At 77.1% G+C, this 18,741-nt stretch carries 1 protein-coding gene; it reads right to left on the bottom strand.

Going from position 1 to position 18,741, the window contains the following annotated elements:
- Positions 1-18,729, bottom strand: a complete 18,729-nt coding sequence (locus LO762_RS20700; RefSeq protein ID WP_230617504.1) for a type I polyketide synthase — start codon at positions 18,727-18,729, stop codon at positions 1-3.
- Positions 18,730-18,741 lie beyond the last annotated feature (12 nt).

Below are 18,741 nucleotides of genomic sequence, written 5' to 3'. Positions count from 1 at the left end.
TCACTCGCTCAGTTCTCGGTCCAGCAGCCCGAACAGCTCATCATCGGAGGCTGAACCGACGCTGAAGTCCTCTTCGGCGCCGTCCTGCGGCCCCGTGCCGTCCAGGTCGGCGAGCGCCGCGCGCAGCGCCGCGGCGAGGCCGTCGCGGGCCTGGCCCGACGCGCCCTCGACCCAGGCGCGCAGCACTCCCGCGTCGAAGCCGGGCGGCGCGCACCGCTCCAGCAGGTGGTCGGTCAGCGCCCGCACCGTCGGGTGGTCGAACAGCACCGTCGCGGGCAGCCGTTCGCCGAGGTCGGCGCCGAGCCTCGTGCGCAGCTCCACCCCGGTCAGGGAGTCCAGGCCCAGGTCGAACAGGCCCCGGTCACGCGGGACGCGCGCCGGGTCGCCCAGGCCGAGGGCTTCGGCCACCCTCGCGGCGACCGCCTTCTCGACCTCCTCGCGGGCCGCGTCCTCGGGCAGGCCCGCGACCCTGTCTTTCAGGGGGAGCCTTGTCTCGGCCGTCTTCGCGCCGCGCGGGACGAGGTCCGCCAGGATCTCCGGGACGTCCGCGCCGGGGGCCGGGCTGAGCCTCGCGGGCACGAGGACCGCCTGTTCCGCCTGCGCCGTCCGGTCGAACAGGGCGAGGCCCTCCGGCAGCGTCAGCGGGCGGACGCCGAGCCGGTCGAGGCGGGCGCGTCCGGCGGCGTCCAGGGAGGCGCCCATGCCGTCCTCCCACAGGCCCCACGCCAGCGACGTCGCGGGCAGGCCCGCCCGCCTGCGGTGCTCGGCGAGCGCGTCCAGCCAGGCGTTCGCGGCGGCGTAGGCGGCCTGTCCGGCGTTGCCCAGGGTTCCGGCGAGGGACGAGAACAGCACGAACGCCTTCAGGCCGTGCCCTTCGGTCGCCCGGTGCAGGTTCCACGCGGCGTCCGTCTTGGGCCGTAGGACGCGGTCGAGGGAGTCGGGCGTGAGGTTCTCCAGGACGGCGTCCTCCAGGGCACCGGCCGCGTGGACGACGGCGCTGAGGTCGCGGCCGTCCAGGAGGGCGGCGACGGCGCCGGGGTCGGCCAGGTCGCAGGCGGCGACCTCGGCGTCCAGCTCCGCGCCCAGCCCGCGCAGCACCGGGTCGGCGGCGCCGCGCCTGCTCACCAGCAGCAGCCGGTGGCCCGCCAGGTGCCGGGCGACGGCCGAGCCGAGCGCCCCGCCCGCGCCGGTGACGAGCACCGTGCCCGAGCCGAAGTCGGGCGCGCCGGGCGCGTCGCCCGCGACGGGCCGTAGCCTCGGCCGCAGCGCGTTCCCGGCCCTGAGCGCGAGCTGTTCCGGCCGCGATGCGGCGATCGAAGGCAGCGCGGCCAAGGAGGCGGGGTCGCCGTCGAGATCGACGATCCCGGCCCGCCCCGGCGCCTCCTGGGCCGCCGTCCTGATCAGCCCCCACAGGGCGGCGGCGTCGACGTCCTCGATCCCGTCGCCTTCGACGGCGCGCACCGCACCGCGCGTCACGACGAGCAGATAGGCACGCTCGGGAAGGGTGAGCAACAGATCCCGCACAGCGAGCACGTCGTCCCGGACCCCGCCCGAGGGCGCGGCCACAACGACCACCTCCACACCATCGCCCACCGACGACACGACGGGCAGCCCCGCTCCGGCCAGCCCCGCAGCGGTGAAGGGCCCGCGCTCCAGGAGCACGATCCGGGGGTGGGACGCTCCCGACGCAGTCGGGACCTGCGAAGCGTCCCGCCCCCGGATCCCAGCAGACACAGCCCGGGGGTGGGACGCTCCCGACGAAGTCGGGACCTGCGAAGCGCCCTGCCCCTGGGCCCCGGCAGACACGGTTCGGGGGGCGGAGCCGTTGGCGGAGGGCGGGGCGGGCGGCTGGGGCGCGGGGAGCCAGGCCACCTCGTAGGGGCGTAGGGCGGGGGTGCGAGAGGCCAGCGCGGAGGCCGGGAGGTCGCGGGTGCGCACCTCGGCCACCGAGAGGACGGGGGTGCCGTCGGGGGTGGCGAGGTGGAGGGCGAACGCGTCGTCGGCGGCCGGGGTGAGGCGGGCGAGGAGACGGCCCGTGGGACGGGCGTGCAGACGGACGCCGTGGAAGGTGTGCGGGACCTGGAAGGGCGCTTCCGGGTCGGCGATCCGGGCGTGGAAGGCGGCGTCGATGAGGGCGGCCGCCGTGCCGTCGTCCGTCGCGTCGACGCCGTCCGCGCCGCCCGCGCCGCCCGCCTCCACCTCGGCGTAGAGGGCGTCGGGGGCGCGGTACAGCGCGCGCAGTCCCTGGAAGGGGCCGGTGTAGCCGTAGCCGCGCGCGGCGAGCGCCGGGTACAGGCCGGACACGTCCTCCGAGGCCAGGCCCGCAGGGATCACGACGGTGGGCGCGGCGTCGGGGACGTCGCCGAAGACTCCCTCGGCGTGCAGTGTCCACTCCTCGTCGGCGGCGGCACGGGCGTGCACCCTGACGTCCGGGCCGTCGATGGTGACGCGGACGCGGACCTCCTCGTCGGGCCCGACCGGGAGCGGCGCGTGCAGCGTGAGTTCGGTGAGGCCGGTCGCGCCGTGCCGGTCGGCGAGGGTGCCGAGCAGGTCGAGCAGCGCGGCGGCGGGCAGCAGCGGGACCCCGTGCACGGCGTGCGCCGCGAGCCACGGCTGGCGGCGGTGCGCCAGGACCGCGGTGTGCGCCTCGGGGCCGCCGCCCGGCGCGGGCACGGAGGCGGCCAGCAGCGGGTGCGCGGGCTCGTCCGCGCCGATCCCGGCCGCCGTCGCGTCGCCGGGCGGCGGCAGCAGCCACAGCCGGTCCCGCCGGAACGGGTAGGTGGGCAGCGGGACGGGCGCGGCGTCCGGGCCGAGCAGCGCGCGCCAGTCCCAGGCGACGCCCGCGGTGAACGCCTCGGCGACGAACGCCCACAGGGCCGCCGTGTCGTCCTGGCCGCGCCGCAGCGTCCCGTGCGCGGGCGCCGTGTCGTCGCCCTCGCGGACCATCGCGGTCAGCGCGGCGTCCGGCCCGAGCTCCAGGAACCTGGCCGCGCCGAGTTCCCGCAGCCTGGTCGCCGCGTCGGCGAACCTGACCGTGCCGCGGACCTGCGCGGACCAGTGCTCGGCGGCCCCCAGATCGACGCTCCCGGCCTCGCGACCGGTCAGCGTGGAGATCACCGGGACGCGGGGTTCGACGGCCGTGAGGGCGCTCAGGGCCGCGCGGAACGGGTCGAGCATCGGGTCCATGCGGGCGGAGTGGAACGCGTGGCTGACGGTCAGGCGGCGGACCCGGTGCCCGCGCGCGGCGAGCGCGTCGGCCGCCGCCGCGACGGCGTCCGCGTCGCCCGACAGCACCACCGAGCGCGGCGCGTTCACGGCGGCGAGGTCGACGCCGCTCCCGAGGTACGGCGCCACCTCGTCCGGGGTCGCCTGGACGGCGGCCATGAGCCCGCCTTCGGGAAGCTCCTGCATGAGCCGGGCCCGCAGCACGACGAGGTCGGCCGCGTCGTCGAGCGAGAGGGCGCCGCCGACGTGCGCGGCGGCGATCTCGCCGACGGAGTGCCCGGCCAGCAGGTCGGCGGCCAGGCCCCACGACTCCAGCAGCCGGAACAGCGCGACCTCGACGACGAACAGCGCGGGCTGGGTGTACCGGGTCTGGTCGATGAGCGTGGGGTCGGCCATCGCGGCGGCGACGTCGGGGCCGTCCGCCGCGCGGATCGCCGCGGCCGCCCGGGTGAAGGCCGCCTCGAACACCGGGAAGTCGCGGCGCAGCGCCTCGGCCATGCCCGCGCGCTGGCTGCCCTGCCCGGTGAACAGCACCGCGGTCCTGCCGCGCGCGGCCGTCCCCGTGACGACGTAGGGGAAGCCGCCCCGATCAGTGGCGGTGTCGGAGAGGAGGGCGTCCAGGCCGCTCAGGAGTTCCTCGCGGTCCCGTCCCACGACGGCGGCGCGGTGTTCGAAGGCGGTGCGGGTGGTGGCGAGCGCGTAAGCGATGTCGGCGGGGCGCAGCGCCGGATCGGCGAGGACGCGGGCGCGCAGGCGCGCTGCCTGCTCCCGCAGCTCCTCCGGGGTGCGGGCGCTGAGCACCCACGGCACCGGGCCCTGGCGCCCTGCCGCGTCGTGCGCGGACGGCCCGGGGTCGGGCGCTCCCGCCGAAGCGGCCGACCCCAGGGGTCCGGCTTCGAGGACGACGTGCGCGTTCGTGCCGCCGATGCCGAACGAGGAGACGGCGGCGCGGCGCGGGCCCTCCCGCTCGGGCCACGGGACCGTCCGGTCCGGGATGAGGACCGTGCCCGCCGACCAGTCCACGTGTTCACTGAGCCCGTCCAGGTGCAGGGTGCCGGGCACCCTCCCGTGCCGGAGCGCCTGGACGGTCTTGATGATGCCCGCGACGCCCGCCGCCGCCTGGGTGTGGCCCAGGTTCGACTTCACCGAGCCCATGAGCAGCGGAGGACGGCCCTCCCGGTCGCCCCCGTAGGTGGCGAGCACGGCTCCCGCCTCGATGGGGTCGCCCAGCCGGGTGCCGGTGCCGTGCGCCTCCAGCACGTCCACCTCACCCGGTCGCAGGCCCGCCGCGCGCAGGGCCGACCGGATGACGCGCTCCTGCGCGGGCCCGTTCGGCGCGGTGAGGCCGTTGCTCGCGCCGTCCTGGTTGACCGCCGAGCCCTTGACCACGGCCAGGACGCGGTGTCCGTTGCGGCGGGCGTCGGCGAGGCGTTCCAGCACGAGCAGCCCTACGCCCTCGCCCCAAGCGGTGCCGTCCGCCGCCGCCGAGAACGGCTTGCAGCGGCCGTCGGGAGCCAGGCCGCGCTGGCGGCTGAACTCGATGAACGTCGCGGGGCTCGCCATCACCGTCGCGCCGCCCGCGAGCGCCAGGGAGCACTCGCCGAGGCGGAGCGCCTGGGACGCCTGGTGGACGGCGACGAGCGAGGAGGAGCACGCGGTGTCCACGGTGACGGCCGGGCCCTCAAGGCCGAGCGTGTAGGAGATCCGTCCGGAGGCGACGCTGCCCGCGCTGCCGCTGACGAGGTAGCCCTCCAGGTCCTTGCCCGCGCCCCTGCGCTGGTGCAGGCGGGCGCCGTAGTCGGAGTACATGACGCCGACGAACACGCCGCTCTGGCTTCCGCGCAGCCGGGCCGGGTCGATCCCGGCGTCCTCGATCGCCTCCCACGCCGTCTCCAGCAGGAGCCGCTGCTGCGGGTCGACGGCCAGCGCCTCGCGCGGGGAGATCCCGAAGAACGCGGGGTCGAACTCGGCGGCGTCGTGCAGGAAGCCGCCGTGCTGTGTGGTGGACGCGCCGGGCCGGTCGGGGTCGGGGTCGAAGAGGTCGGGGTCCCAGCCGCGGTCCTCGGGGAACGGGGTGATCGCGTCCCGGCCCTCCGCCAGCAGCTCCCACAGCTCCGCCGGGGTGCGCACCCCGCCGGGGAAGCGGCACGCCATCCCCACGATCGCGATGGCGTCGCCGTCGGGGTCGCCGGTCGTGGCGGCCGGGGCCTCCGGCTCGTGCGCGGCGGGCGCGGGGCCCGCTTCGAGGGAGGCGAGGTGCAGGGCGAGCGCGTCGGGCGTCGGGTGGTCGAACACGATCGCGCCGGGCAGCCGCACGCCGAGCTCGCCGCTCAGCCGGTTGCGCAGCTCGACCGCCGTCAGCGAGTCGAGCCCGAGGTCGGCGAACCCCACCTCCGGGTCCACCTCGCCGACGCCGTACCCCAGCACCTCGGCGACGGCGCCGACGACGAGCGCGAGATGGTCGCGGCGGCCCGCCGGAACGGGCGCACCGGCCCGCGTGCTCCCCTCGCCCGGCCCCTGACCCGCCGCACCGGCTCCGGAGCCCGCGGCGGCCGCCTGAGGCACCGCGACGCCCCCTCCCTGGGTCCGGCGCAGCGCGTCGGCCGGGCGCGGGGTGAGGCGGGCCGCGACGACGGCCGGGAGGTCGCGGCGCAACGCCTCGTCGAGGAGGGCCAGCGCGTCGGCCGGGTCCATCGGGGCGAGGCCGGAGGCGGTGAGGCGGGCGAGGTCGCGCGTGGTGAGGGCGGCCGCCATGCCGCCGTCCAGGGACCACAGGCCCCAGTGCACGGTCAGGCCCGGCAGCCCGTCCGCCCTGCGGCGCCGCACGACGGCTTCCAGGGCGGCGTTCGCCGCGCCGTAGGCGGCCTGTCCGGCGGTGCCCAGCACCCCGGCCACCGAGCCGAACGCGACGAACGCGTCGAGGTCAAGGTCGCGGGTGAGCGCGTCGAGGTTACGCGCGCCCTCCGCCTTGAGGGCGATCACGCGGGCGAGGACGTCGGGCGTCAGCCGCTCGACGGTGGCGTCGCCGGTGATCCCGGCGGCGTGGACGACGCCGGTCAGGTCGGTGATGTCTTCGAGGAGCGCGGCGAGGGCCGGGCGGTCGGCGGGGTCGCAGGCGGCGAGCCCGACCCGGTCGGCCCCGGCCGCGCGCAGATCGGCGACGATCTCAGCGGCGTCCGGATGCGCTTCGCCTCGTGTCCCCGCCAGCACGAGGCTCCTGACGCCGTGCTCCTGGACGAGGTGCCTCGCGACGGCCCGGCCGACCGCGCCCGTCCCGCCCGTCACCAGGACCGTGCCGCCTCCGGCGCTCCGCTCCCACAGGGCGGGCCCGGCGTCCCGCCCCTGCGGCTCGGCGGGCAGCGGCGTGAGGACGGGGACGTGGAAGACGCCGTCGCGGAGCGCGGCACGCGGCACGTCGGGCAGCACGGCGGGGGCGGCGGCGAGACCCAGAGGCACGTCCGAGGCTTCCCCGGAGACGCTCAGGGCAGCGGCGGGGTCGGCGTCGAGGAGGGCGAAGAGGCCGGGGTGCTCGGCCTGCGCCGCCCGCACGACGCCCCAGGCCGCGGCGGCGTCCGGGTCGGCGGTCTCGCCGTCCGCCACCGCCAGGCCCCGCGTGACGAGCGTCAGCGGCGCGGGATCGGCCTCGGCGAGGCGGGTCCGCACCACCGCCAGCGCCTCGTGCGGCCCCGCGACCTCCACCACGTCGGCCGTGCGCGCGCTGGCGTCCGCCAAGGGCTCCCAACGCAGGGCGTGCAACCGCGCGCCGGACGGGAGGGCGCGGGTCCGCAGCCGCGCCACCGTGAGCACGGGCTCGCCCTCCGGCGTCGTCAGCTCGACCCGGTAGCCGTCCGCGCCGACGGGAAGGAGCCGGGCCCGCACCCGCGCGGCGTGCGCCCGGTGCAGGGTGACCCCTTCCAGCGCGTACGGCACCCGCCGGGCGGTCCCGCCCAGCTCGTGCAAGGGCAGCACGCGTAGGGCCGCGTCCAGGAGCGCGGGGTGCAGGGCGTACCGTCCCGCGTCGTCCGTGAGCGCGCCGGGCAGCTCCGCTTCCGCGTACAGCTCGTCGCCTTCGTTCCAGGCGGCGGTCGTCCCCTGGAACGCGGGCCCGTAGCCGAAGCCCTGCGCCTCCAGAAGCCGGTGCGCCTCCGCCACGGAGAGGCCGCCCTCACCCAGCAGCACGGCTGCGGGGGCGACCGCACGCGCCCCGCGCCCGGCGTCCTCAGGGCGGGCCCCTCCGTCGGCGTCGGGGGCGGTGGTGAGGGAGGCGGTGGCGTGGGTCGTCCAGGGGTCGGCGTTGTGGGATCGGGTGCGGAAGGTGAGGGTGCCGTCCTGCGCCAGCGCCACCTGGAGGTGCCGGGGCCCGTCGAGGACGATCGGGGCGTCCACCGTGAGGTCGGCGAGGTGGGGGCGGCCGCTGGCGGCGCCCACGGAGAGCGCGACGTCCACCAGGGCGGCGGCCGGGACGAGCGGGCGGCCTTCGACGCGGTGGTCGGCGAGCCAGCCGTGCCGGTCGGTGGAGAGCGCGCCGGTGAGGACGCGGCCGCCGTCCGGGAGGTCGAGCGCCGCGCCGAGCAGCGGGTGCGGGGCGGCGTCCAGGCCCAGGTCGGCGGCGTCCGCCGGACGGTCCTCGGACGGCAGCAGCCAGTACCTGCGGGTCTGGAACGGGTACGTCGGCAGCGGGACGAACCGCCCCTCGGGGGCGAACGGCGTGAAGTCCACCGGGACGCCCGCGACGTGCAGCGCCGCGAGAGCCGAGCGGAAGGAGGCGGGCTCCGGGCCGCGCGCGCGCAGCAGCGGGACGGCCACGGCGTCGTCCACGGTGTCCGTGACGGCTCCGGTGAGCGCGCCGTCGGGGCCGACCTCGGCGAAGCGGGTCGCGCCCGCCTCCCGGGCCGCGCGCACGGCGTCCGCGAACCGCACGGTGCCGCGCAGCTGCGCCACCCAGTAGCCGGGTTCCGACATCTCGTACTCCCCGGCGAGCCGCCCCGTCCGGGTCGACACGATCGGCACGGCGGCCGGGCCGAACGTCACGCCCGCGAGCGCCTCCCGGAAGTCGTCCAGGACGTCGTCCATGTGCGCCGAGTGGAAGGCGTGGCTGACCCTCAGCGCGGTCGCGCGCCGTCCGGTCTCCTTCCAGCGCGCGACGAGCGACGCGATCACCTCGGCGTCCCCGGACAGGACGGCCGCCGTAGGCCCGTTGACGGCGGCGAGGTCGGCCGCTCCCTCCGCGAACGCCAGCACCTCGTCCTCGGCGCCCTCGAAGGCGGCCATGGCGCCTCCGGCGCGCGCCGCCCGCATGAGGCGGCCCCGCGCCTCCACGAGCGCGCACGCGTCGTCCAGGCCGAGCACGCCCGCGACGTGCGCGGCGGCGAACTCGCCCACCGAGTGGCCGACGAGGAGGTCGGGGACGACGCCGTGCGCCTCGGCGAGCCGGTACAGCGCGACCTGGACGGCGAACAGCGCGGGCTGCGCGTTGCCGGTGTCGCGCAGCGCGTCGCCGTCCCCGGCGAGCAGGCCGCGCAGGTCGTGCGGCAGCCGCGCGGCCACCGCGTCGAACGCGGCGGCGAAGACCGGCGAGGCGGCGAGCAGGCCGAGCGCCATGCCGGGCCGCTGCGAGCCCTGCCCGGAGAACACGAACGCGAGGCGCTGCTCGTCCTCCGCGACGCCCGTCACGACGGCGGGGTGCCGCCGCCCCTCCGCGAGCGCCTCCAGCGCCGCCGACACCTCGTCGGAAACAGCGGAAACAACGGCGCGGCGGGCGAATCTCGTGCGGCGGGCGAGGGTGGCGGCCGTGTCCGCCAGGGTCGGCGCTGCGGGCCCGCTCAGGGCCGTGTGCAACGCCTTGGCCTGTGCTTTCAGCGCCGCGTCGCCGACGGCGGAGAGCACGAGCAGTGTTGTTTTCTGTGTTTCCTCTGGAGTCCAGACCGGTGTGGCGGCGGGCTCGGGGGCGGGCGCTTCCGGGGCCTGCTGGAGGATGACGTGGGCGTTGGTGCCGCTGATGCCGAACGAGGAGACCCCGGCGCTGCGCGGGCCCTGCCTGTCGGGCCACTCCTGCGGCTCCGTCAGCAGCGCCACGGGGGCGGCGTCCCAGTCCACGTGCGGCGAAGGCGCGTCCGCGTGCAGCGTCCTGGGCAGCACGCCGTGCCGCAACGCCTGCACCATCTTGATGACGCCGCCTACTCCCGCCGCCGCCTGCGCGTGCCCGATGTTGGACTTCAGGGAGCCCAGCAGAAGCGGATCCCTTCTGTCCCTGCCGTAGGCGGCGATGAGCGCACGCGCCTCGATCGGGTCGCCCAGGCGGGTGCCCGTGCCGTGCGCCTCCACCGCGTCCACCTCGGCGGGACGCAGGCCCGCGTCCGCCAGCGCGCGGGCGATGACCTGCTCCTGGGCGCGGCCGTTGGGGGCGGTGAGGCCGTTGCTCGCGCCGTCCTGGTTGACGGCGGTCCCGGCGACCACCGCGAGGACCGGATGGCCCAGCTCGCGGGCCCGCGAGAGCCGCTCGACCACGAGCACGCCGACACCCTCCGCCCAGCCCGTACCGTCCGCCTCAGCGCCGAACGCGCGGCACCTGCCGTCCGGGGACAGGCCGCGCTGCCGGGAGAACTCCACGAACATCGACGGCGACGCCATCACCGCCACGCCCCCGGCCAGCGCCAGCGAGCACTCGCCCGAGCGCACGGCACGCACCGCGAGGTCGAGGGCGACGAGCGAGGACGAGCACGCGGTGTCCACGGTCAGGGCCGGGCCGCGCAGGCCGAGCACGTAGGCGATCCGCCCGGACGCGACACTGGACTGGGTGCCCGCCAACAGCAGCCCCTCCAGCTCCGCCGGAGCGGCGCGTAGGCGGGTCGCGTAGTCGTCGTACATCGCGCCGACGAAGACACCGGTGTCGCTCTCCTTCAACCCGCGCGGGTCGATACCGGCGCGCTCCAGCGCCTCCCAGGAGACCTGGAGAAGGAGCCGCTGCTGGGGGTCGGTCGCCAACGCCTCGCGGGGGCTCATCCCGAAGAACGCGGCGTCGAACTCGCCCGCGTCGTGCAGGAAGCCGCCGTGCCGGGTGGTGGACGTGCCCCGGTGATCGGGGTCCGGGTCGTAGAGCGTGTCGACGTTCCAGCCCCGGTCTGCGGGGAACGCGCCGATGGCGTCCCGCCCGGCGCTGACGAGTTCCCACAGGTCGTCCGGGGAGGCGACACCGCCCGGATAGCGGCAGCCCATACCGACGATCACCACAGGGTCGTCGTCCGCCACGGCGGCCGCGGTGACGGCCTCCTCGGCGCGCTCGCCTTCCAGGGACTCCAGGAGGTGCGTGGCGAGCGCGGCGGGGGTCGGGAACTCGAAGACGACGGTGGCGGGCAGGTCGAGGCCGGTCAGCGAGGTGAGGCGGTTGCGCAGCTCCATCGCGGTGAGCGAGTCGAAGCCGAGGTCCTTGAAGGCGCGGTCGGCGGGCACGTCGCCCGCGCGGCCGACGACGGCGGCCACCTGCTCGCGCAGGAGCGCGACGGCGGTGCGGTGCCTGTCCTGCGGGCGCTCGGCGAGCAGCCGCCTGGCCCACGCGCCCAACGCGCCCTCGCCCGCCCGGTCGGGGCGGCGCACCAGGCGGGAGAAGAGCGCGGGCAGCCTTCCGGCCGCCGCCTCCGCGCGCAGGGCGGCGAGGTCGGGGGGCGACACGACGGTGTGCGCGGAGGTGAGGCGGTCCAGGGCTTCCAGGGCGCCTTCGACGGGGACGGCGCCGACGCCCGCGCGCGCCAGGCGGGTGCGGTCGGCGGCGTCGAGGTGGCCGGTCATGCCGGTCGCGGTGTCCCACAGGCCCCAGCCGACGGACGCGGCGGGCAGGCCGAGGCTCCGGCGGTGCTCGGCGAGGGCGTCCAGGAAGGTGTTCGCGGCGGCGTAGGCGGCCTGTCCGGCCGCGCCGACGACGGCGACCGCCGAGGAGAAGAGGTCGAACCTCTCCAGCGGCAGCCCTTCGGTGAGCTCGTGCAGATGCCATGCCGCGTCGGCCTTGGGCCGCAGGACGCGATCGAGCCTCGCCGCGTCCGTGCGCACGACCGTCGCGTCGTCGAGGACCCCGGCGGTGTGGACGACGCCGCGCAGGGGCCGGTCGGCGGGGATCGCGGCGAGCAGTTCGGCGAGCGCGGCGCGGTCGCCGACGTCGCAGGCCGCGACCGTCACACCGGCGCCCGCCGCCTCCAGTTCGGCGGCGAGGTCGGCGGCGCCCGGCGCGGCCAGGCCCGCCCGCGACACCAGCAGCAGGTGCGGGGGCCGCTGAGCGGCCGCCAGACGCCGCGCGACCAGCCCGCCGAGCACGCCGGTACCCCCGGTGACCAGCACGGTCCCCTCGGGCGCGCTCCGCGCCTCCTCAGCGGTCTCGGCCGGAACGAGCCGGGGCGCGAACACCGCGCCGTCACGGACCGCCACCTCGCGCTCACCGTGATCGCCCGCGACGGTCTCCGCCGCCGCGCTGCCCGCCACCCGCGCCAGCACGAACCGCCCCGGATGCTCGGTCGCCGCCGTCCGCACCAGCCCGACCACCGGCGCGGACGCCAGATCCCCCTCCTCCACCGCGAACACCACACGCCCGTCCCCCCGCACCGCCTCCCGGATCAACTCCAGGACCACCCCACCCCGATGCCGCGCCTCCGCCACCACCTCACCCTGTCCGCCGCCCACGGCGACCACGGCCGTCTCGCCCGCCGCCAGCCCCCGCACCACCGCGACGGCCAGCGCCACGCCCTCCCCGGACACCGCCGCGGCGCCGCGCGCCGGGTCCGCTCCGTCGGCCGCCACCCGAACCGCCCCACCGCCCGGCGCGGCCGCCTCAGCGCCGCCCCGCGCGCCCACCCGAACCGCCTCGCCGTCGGAGGTCGCCGCCGGTGCCACAGCCCCCTCGGGAGCGGCTGTCGCAGCGGTGTTCGGCGCGGCCGCCACCTGATCGGCCTCACCGTCGAAGGCGACGGCCTGGGCCACGGCCGCCTCGGGTGCGGCCGCCGGAGCGGCGTCCCGTGTGTCGGCTGCCTGGGCGTTCTCAGCGTGGCCGGTGGGCGGGAGGTAAGGGGTGGGGCCGAAGGGGTGGAGGAGGGTGAAGGGGGTGGGGGTGGGGGCCGGGAGGGGGTCCCAGGTGAGGTGGTGGATGGGCGGGAGGGCGGGGGTGGGGGTGGTGAGGGGGCGGAAGGAGAGGGACGCGATGTCGGCGACGGGGGTGTCGTCGGGGGCGGTGAGGGTGAGGCGGTAGCGATCGGGGCCGAGCGGGGTGATGCGGACGTGCAGGGTCTCGGGGGCGGGGGCGTGCACGCGCAGGCCCTCGAAGGCGAACGGGAGGAGGGGGCGGTCGGGGGTGTCGCCGAAGAGCCCGGCGACGACCGGGTGCAGGGCGGCGTCCAGGAGGGCCGGGTGGAGGGCGAAGTCGCCGGAGGCCGGGCCCGCCACGACGGCGTGGATCTCGGTCCTGCCCGCCGCGCCGCTACGCGTGGCGGAGGCGAGTCCCTGGAAGGCGGGTCCGTAGTCGTAGCCCCGGGCGAACAGGGTGTCGTAGACGGCGCGGACGTCCACCTGCTCGGCGCGACGGCCCGGAGCCGGGAGGGAAGGCGGCACGGCTGCCGTCTCGGCCAGGACGCCGCGCGCGTGCAGCGTCCAGGCGGCGTCGTCGGACGGGCGGGAGTGGACCTCGAAGGCGCGGCGGCCGTCGTCGTCGGCGGGCTCCACCCGCAGCTGCAGCCGGGCCCTGGCGAGCGGGAGCGGCGCGAGCACGGTCAGCTCGGCGACGACCGGCGCGCCGGTGCGCGCCCCGGCGTGCAGGGCGAGTTCGGCGAACGCGGCGCCGGGCACGAGCGGGCGGCCGAGGACGCCGTGGTCGGCGAGCCAGGGCAGCCGGTCGGGGTCGAGGGCGCCGGTGAGCAGCGCGCCGCCGTCGGCGAGCGGCACCGCGTCGTCCAGCAGCGGGTGCCGCGACGTGCCCGCGCCCCTGCGGGCGGGCGCCAGCCAGAACCGCTGCCTGTCGAAGGCGTAGGCGGGCAGATCCGCGACGAGTTCAGGGACGACGCCCCGCTTCCACGGCACCGGGACGCCGCCGAGGTGGGCGGCGGCGAGCGCCCCGCGGAAGGCGTCGGGGCCGCCGTCGTCGCGCTTGAGCGTGCCGCCCACCGCGCCCGTGACGCCCCGGTCGGAGAGGATCTCCTCCAGGGCGAACGTCAGCACGGGGTGCGGGCTGATCTCCACGAAGCGGCGGTGCCCGTCGTCCAGGAGCCGGTGGACGGCCTCCTCGAATCGGACGGTGTCGCGCAGGTTGCGGTACCAGTAGGCGGCGTCGAACCCTGTGGTGTCGGCGCGTTCGCCCGTCACCGAGGAGTAGACGGGGATGTGCCCTTCGCCGCCGCGCACGTCCGCGAACGTCTCCAGGAGTTCGTCCCGCACCTCCTCGACGGTGGCGCTGTGCGAGGCGTAGGTGACGGGGATCCTGCGGGCCCGCACCCCGTCGGCCTCCAGCCGGGCCAGGGCGCGCTCCAGCGCGTCCGTGTCGCCCGCCAGGACCGACGAGCGCGGCCCGTTGCGCACCGCCAGCTCAAGGCCGTCCAGGAAGCCGCGAGCGGCGAGCTCGGCGGCGCCCAGGGCCACCGAGGCCATGCCGCCCGACACGCGCCGCAGCGCCTGGCTGCGCAGCGTGATCAGCCGCGCCGCGTCCGCGAGGCCGAGCGCGCCGGCGACGTACGCGGCGGCGATCTCGCCCTGCGAGTGGCCCACGACCGCGTCGGGCCGGACGCCCGCCGCCTCCCAGACCGCCGCGAGCGCGACCATCACCGCGAACAGGACGGGCTGGACGACATCGACCCGGTCCAGGGTCGGCGCGGCCGGCGCGCCGCGCAGCACGTCGAGCAGCGACCACGAGACGTGCGGGGCGAACGCCGCGGCCACCTCGTCGATCTTGGCGCGGAAGGCCGGATCGGCGTCCAGCAGCGTCCGCGCCATCTCCGGCCACTGCGACCCCTGGCCGGGGAAGACGAACACCGTCCTGCCGCGCACGGTCGTCCCCGTGACGGCGCCGGGAGCGGCCTCCCCTGCTGCCAGAGCGCGTAGGGCGTCGGCAAGGGAGGCGTCGGGGGCGAGGGCCGCGCCGTGCGGGAACCGGGCGCGGCCCACGAGGACGGCCGCGACGTCCGAGGGGTCGGTCTCCGGCCGGGCCCTGAGGAAGCCCGCCAGGGCGGCGGCCTGCCTGCGCAGCGCGTCTTCGTCGGGCGCGGAGAGCAGGACGGGCGGGGCCGTGCCTTCGGTGGGCGGTACGGACGGCGCGGGCGGCTCGTCGGGAGCCTGTTCGAGGATGACGTGGGCGTTGGTGCCGCTGATGCCGAAGGAGGACACGGCCGCGCGGCGCGGACGGCCGTGGTCCGGCCACGCCGTCTCCTCGGTGAGCAGCGCCAGGCCGGACTCGGGCCAGGGGATCTGCGGCGTGGGCTCGTCGGCGTGCAGCGTCCTGGGCAGGACGCCGTGCCGCAGCGCCTCCACGACCTTGATGACGCCGCCTACTCCCGCCGCCGCCTGGGCGTGCCCGATGTTGGACTTCAGGGATCCGAGGAGAAGCGGGGTGTCCCGGTCGCTCCCGTAGGCGGCGCTGAGCGCTTGCGCCTCGATCGGGTCGCCTAGGCGGGTGCCCGTACCGTGCGCCTCCACCGCGTCCACCTCGGCGGGACGCAGGCCCGCGTCCGCCAGCGCGTCGGCGATGACCTCCTCCTGGGCGCGGCCGTTGGGGGCGGTGAGGCCGTTGCTCGCGCCGTCCTGGTTGACCGCCGTGCCCGCGACGACGGCGAGGACCCGGTGGCCCGCCTGACGGGCCCGCGACAGCCGCTCGACCACGAGGATGCCGACACCCTCCGCCCAGCCCGTGCCGTCCGCGTCGGCGCCGAACGCGCGGCACCTGCCGTCCGGGGAGAGGCCGCGCTGTCGGGAGAACTCCACGAACATGCCGGGCGACGCCAGCACGGCAGCGCCGCCCGCGAGCGCCAGGGAGCACTCGCCGGAGCGCACCGAGCGGACCGCCCGGTCCAGGGCGACGAGTGAGGACGAGCAGGCGGTGTCGACGGTCAGGGCCGGGCCGCGTAGGCCGAGCACGTAGGCGATCCGGCCGGACGCGACGCTCATGGTGCCGCCCGTCAGCAGGTAGCCGTCAGAGACGCCGTCGCCCTCGTGCAGGCGCGGCGTGTAGTCCGACGTGGTCGCCCCGACGAAGACCCCTGTGTCCGTCTCCTTGAGCGTCTGCGGGTCGATGCCAGCCCGTTCCAGGGCCTCCCAGGCGACCTGGAGCAGCAGCCGCTGCTGCGGGTCGATCGCCAGCGCCTCACGCGGGCTGATCCCGAAGAACTCGGGGTCGAACTCGGCGACGCCGTCGAGGAAGCCGCCGCGCCGCGTCAGCGACGTCCCGGGCCTGCCTTCGTCGTCGAAGAGGGTGTCCAGGTCCCAGCCCCGGTCCTCGGGGAACGCGCCGATGGCGTCACCGCCCTCCGCGAGCAGCCTCCACAGGTCCTCCGGCGACCGTACGCCGCCCGGATAGCGGCAGCCCATCCCGACGATCACGACAGGATCGTCGTCCGGCGCCGTCGCCTCGGCGGAGCGCCCGCGCCCGGCACGCGCGGACGGTTCGGGCTCGGTCGCGAGGAGGGCGACGAGCGCGTCCACGGTCGGATGGGCGAAGAGCGCACCGGGGTCGAGGACGACGCCCAACGCCTCCCCGACGCGCTCGCGTACCTCGACCAGGCCGAGCGAGTCGAGGCCCAGCTCACGGAACGCGACGTCCCGCGCGACCCGCTCCGGGTCGGTGAACCCGAGGACGGCGGCGAGCTCCGCGACGACGACGCGCTCGACGTCAGCGCGCCGCAGCGCCTCGTCCGCTCCAGGCCGGGAGGGCAGGGCCGACGCGTCCGTGGAAGGCGTCGCGGTGGCGGGGGCCGGAGGGCGGGAAGCACCGGGCTCGGAGGCGGGCAGCCAGTAGGGCGTCCGCTGGAAGGGGTACGTGGGGAGGGCCGCGCGCGGGGCCGGAGGGAAGACGGCGGCCCAGTCGACGGGGACTCCGGTGGCGAAGAGGCGGGCGAGGGACGCGGCGGTGTCTCCGTCGCGGCCCAGCAGCGGCACGACGGGCGTGGCGGCGGCGTCGCGGGCGAGGGTCGCCAGTGTGGTGCCGGGCCCGGCTTCGACGTGCGCGGCGGCGCCCAGTTCGGCGAGGCGTTCCAGCGCGCGGGCGAACAGGACGGGGCGGCGCGCGTGTTCGACCCAGTGGTCGGGGTCCGTGGTGGTGACGAGGTCGCCGGTGAGCGTCGAGACGAACGGCAGCCGCGCCTCGCCGTAGCGCAGCCCGGACAGGACGGCGCGGAACTCGGCGAGCACCGGGTCCATCAGCGGCGAGTGGAACGCGTGGCTGACCTCGAGGAACCGGGTCCGGTACCCGGCGTCCGCCGCGCGCCCGGCCGCCGTCTCCAGCGCGCCGAGTTCGCCGGACAGCACGACCGACGACGGCCCGTTCACCGCCGCGACCGCCGCCGCGTCCCCCAGATCGACGAGGAGCCCCTCGGCGTCCTCGGCGGAGGCGGTGACCGCGAGCATGCCGCCGCCGTCCGGCAGCGCGTCCATGAGCCGCCCGCGCGCCGCGATGAGCGCCGCCGCCGACTCCAGGTCGAGCACCCCGGCGACGTGCGCCGCCGCGACCTCGCCGATCGAGTGCCCCGCGACGAACGCGGGCCGCACCCCGTAGGACTCCAGCAGCCGATAGGACGCCACCTCGACGGCGAACAGCGCGGGCTGCGTGAACACCGTCCGGTTCAGCAGCCCCTCGCTCCCCTCCACCCCAGCGACGACCTCCGCCAACCCCCGAGGCAGCAACGGATCCAGAACCCCCACGACCTCCTCGAACGCCTCCCGATAGACCCTCTCCCCCGACCCCATCCCGACCCGCTGACTCCCCTGCCCCGGAAACAGAACCCCCACCTCGCCAGAAACCGCCCGCCCCCTGACAACTCCGGCCCCCGACCTCCCTTCCGCGACCGCCGCCAACCCGGCCCGCACCTCCCCCCAGACCGCCGCCCGCACCCCGAACCCCGTCCGCCGCACCGCGAGCTCCCGCGCCACCCCCACCGGCAACTCCCCCGCCCCCAGCAACCGCCCCGCGGCCTCCCGAACCGCCCCCTCACTCCGCCCGCTCAAGAACAACGGCCCCCCGACACCACCCTCAGCCGACGCCAGCGAGGGCTTGGTGGTCGGGGTGGGGGGTTGGGTGAGGACGAGGTGGCAGTTGGTGCCGCCCATGCCCCAGGAGGAGACCCCGGCGAAGAGGGGGGTGGTGGGGTCGCCGGGCCAGGGGCCTGGGGTGGTGCGGACGTGGAGGCGCCAGGCGGTGAAGTCGATGGCGGGGTTGGGGTCGGTGAAGTTGAGGCTGGCGGGGAGTTCGCGGTGGGCGACGCTGAGGACGGTCTTGAGGAGGCCGGTGATCCCGGCGGCGCCCTCCAGGTGGCCGACGTTCGTCTTCACGGAGCCGACGTGCAGGACGGGCCCCTCAGGGCGGGCCAGGCCGAGCGCGCGCGCTTCCAGCGGGTCGCCTACGGGTGTGCCGGTGCCGTGCAGTTCGACGTAGCGGAGGTCGGCCGGGGAGATGCCGGACGCGGCGCAGGCCCGCCGGATGACGTCGGCCTGCGCGTCCGCGCTCGGCACGGTGAGGCCGTCGGTCGCGCCGTCGTTGTTGACGGCGCCGCCCAGCAGCACCGCGTACACCTGGTCGCCGTCCGCGAGAGCGGCGTCGAGCGGTTTGAGCAGAAGCAGCGCCGCGCCCTCGCCGCGCACGTACCCGTTGGCCCGCTTGTCGAAGGTGTGGCACGCCCCGTCAGGAGACAGCCCGCCGAACCGGGCGACGGCCGCCGTCCCGTCCGGGTCGACGATGAGGTTGACGCCGCCCGCCAGCGCCAGCTCCGATTCGCCGCGCCGCAGGCTCTCGCACGCCAGGTGCACCGCGACGAGGGAGGACGACTGGGCGGAGTCCACGGCGAGGCTGGGGCCGCGCAGCCCGAACGCGTAGGAGAGCCGGTTCGCGAGGATGCCGCGGGTCGTGCCGGTGAGCGTGTGCCTGCCGATGGCGCCGGGCCGGGACAGCGCCGCGTACTCGTCGGCGATCCCTCCGACGAACACCCCGGCCGCCGTGCCGCGCGCGCTTTCCGGGACGATCCCGGCGTCCTCGAACGCCTCCCAGGCGACTTCGAGGAGGAGCCGCTGCTGGGGGTCCATCGCGGCGGCCTCGCGCGGCGAGATCCCGAAGAACTCGGCGTCGAACCCGGCGATGTCGTCGAGGTAGCCGCCGAACCGGACGCCGGGGTGGTCGGGCGCGAGCCTTGTGGTGCGTTCGGCGGGCGCCTCGCCCACGGCGCCGCGGCCCTCGCGCAGCAGCGTCCAGAACGCGCGGGGCCCGGCCGCGCCGGGCAGGCGGCACGCGACGCCGACGACGGCGACGGGGCGGACGGGCTCGTGCGGTTCGCTGGTCACAACGTGCTCCCC

The organism is Actinocorallia sp. API 0066, from assembly GCF_020991275.1.
GTDB lineage: Bacteria > Actinomycetota > Actinomycetes > Streptosporangiales > Streptosporangiaceae > Actinocorallia.
Note: the sequence above shows the minus strand (reverse complement) of the source record. Positions and strands in the feature narration are given on the sequence as shown.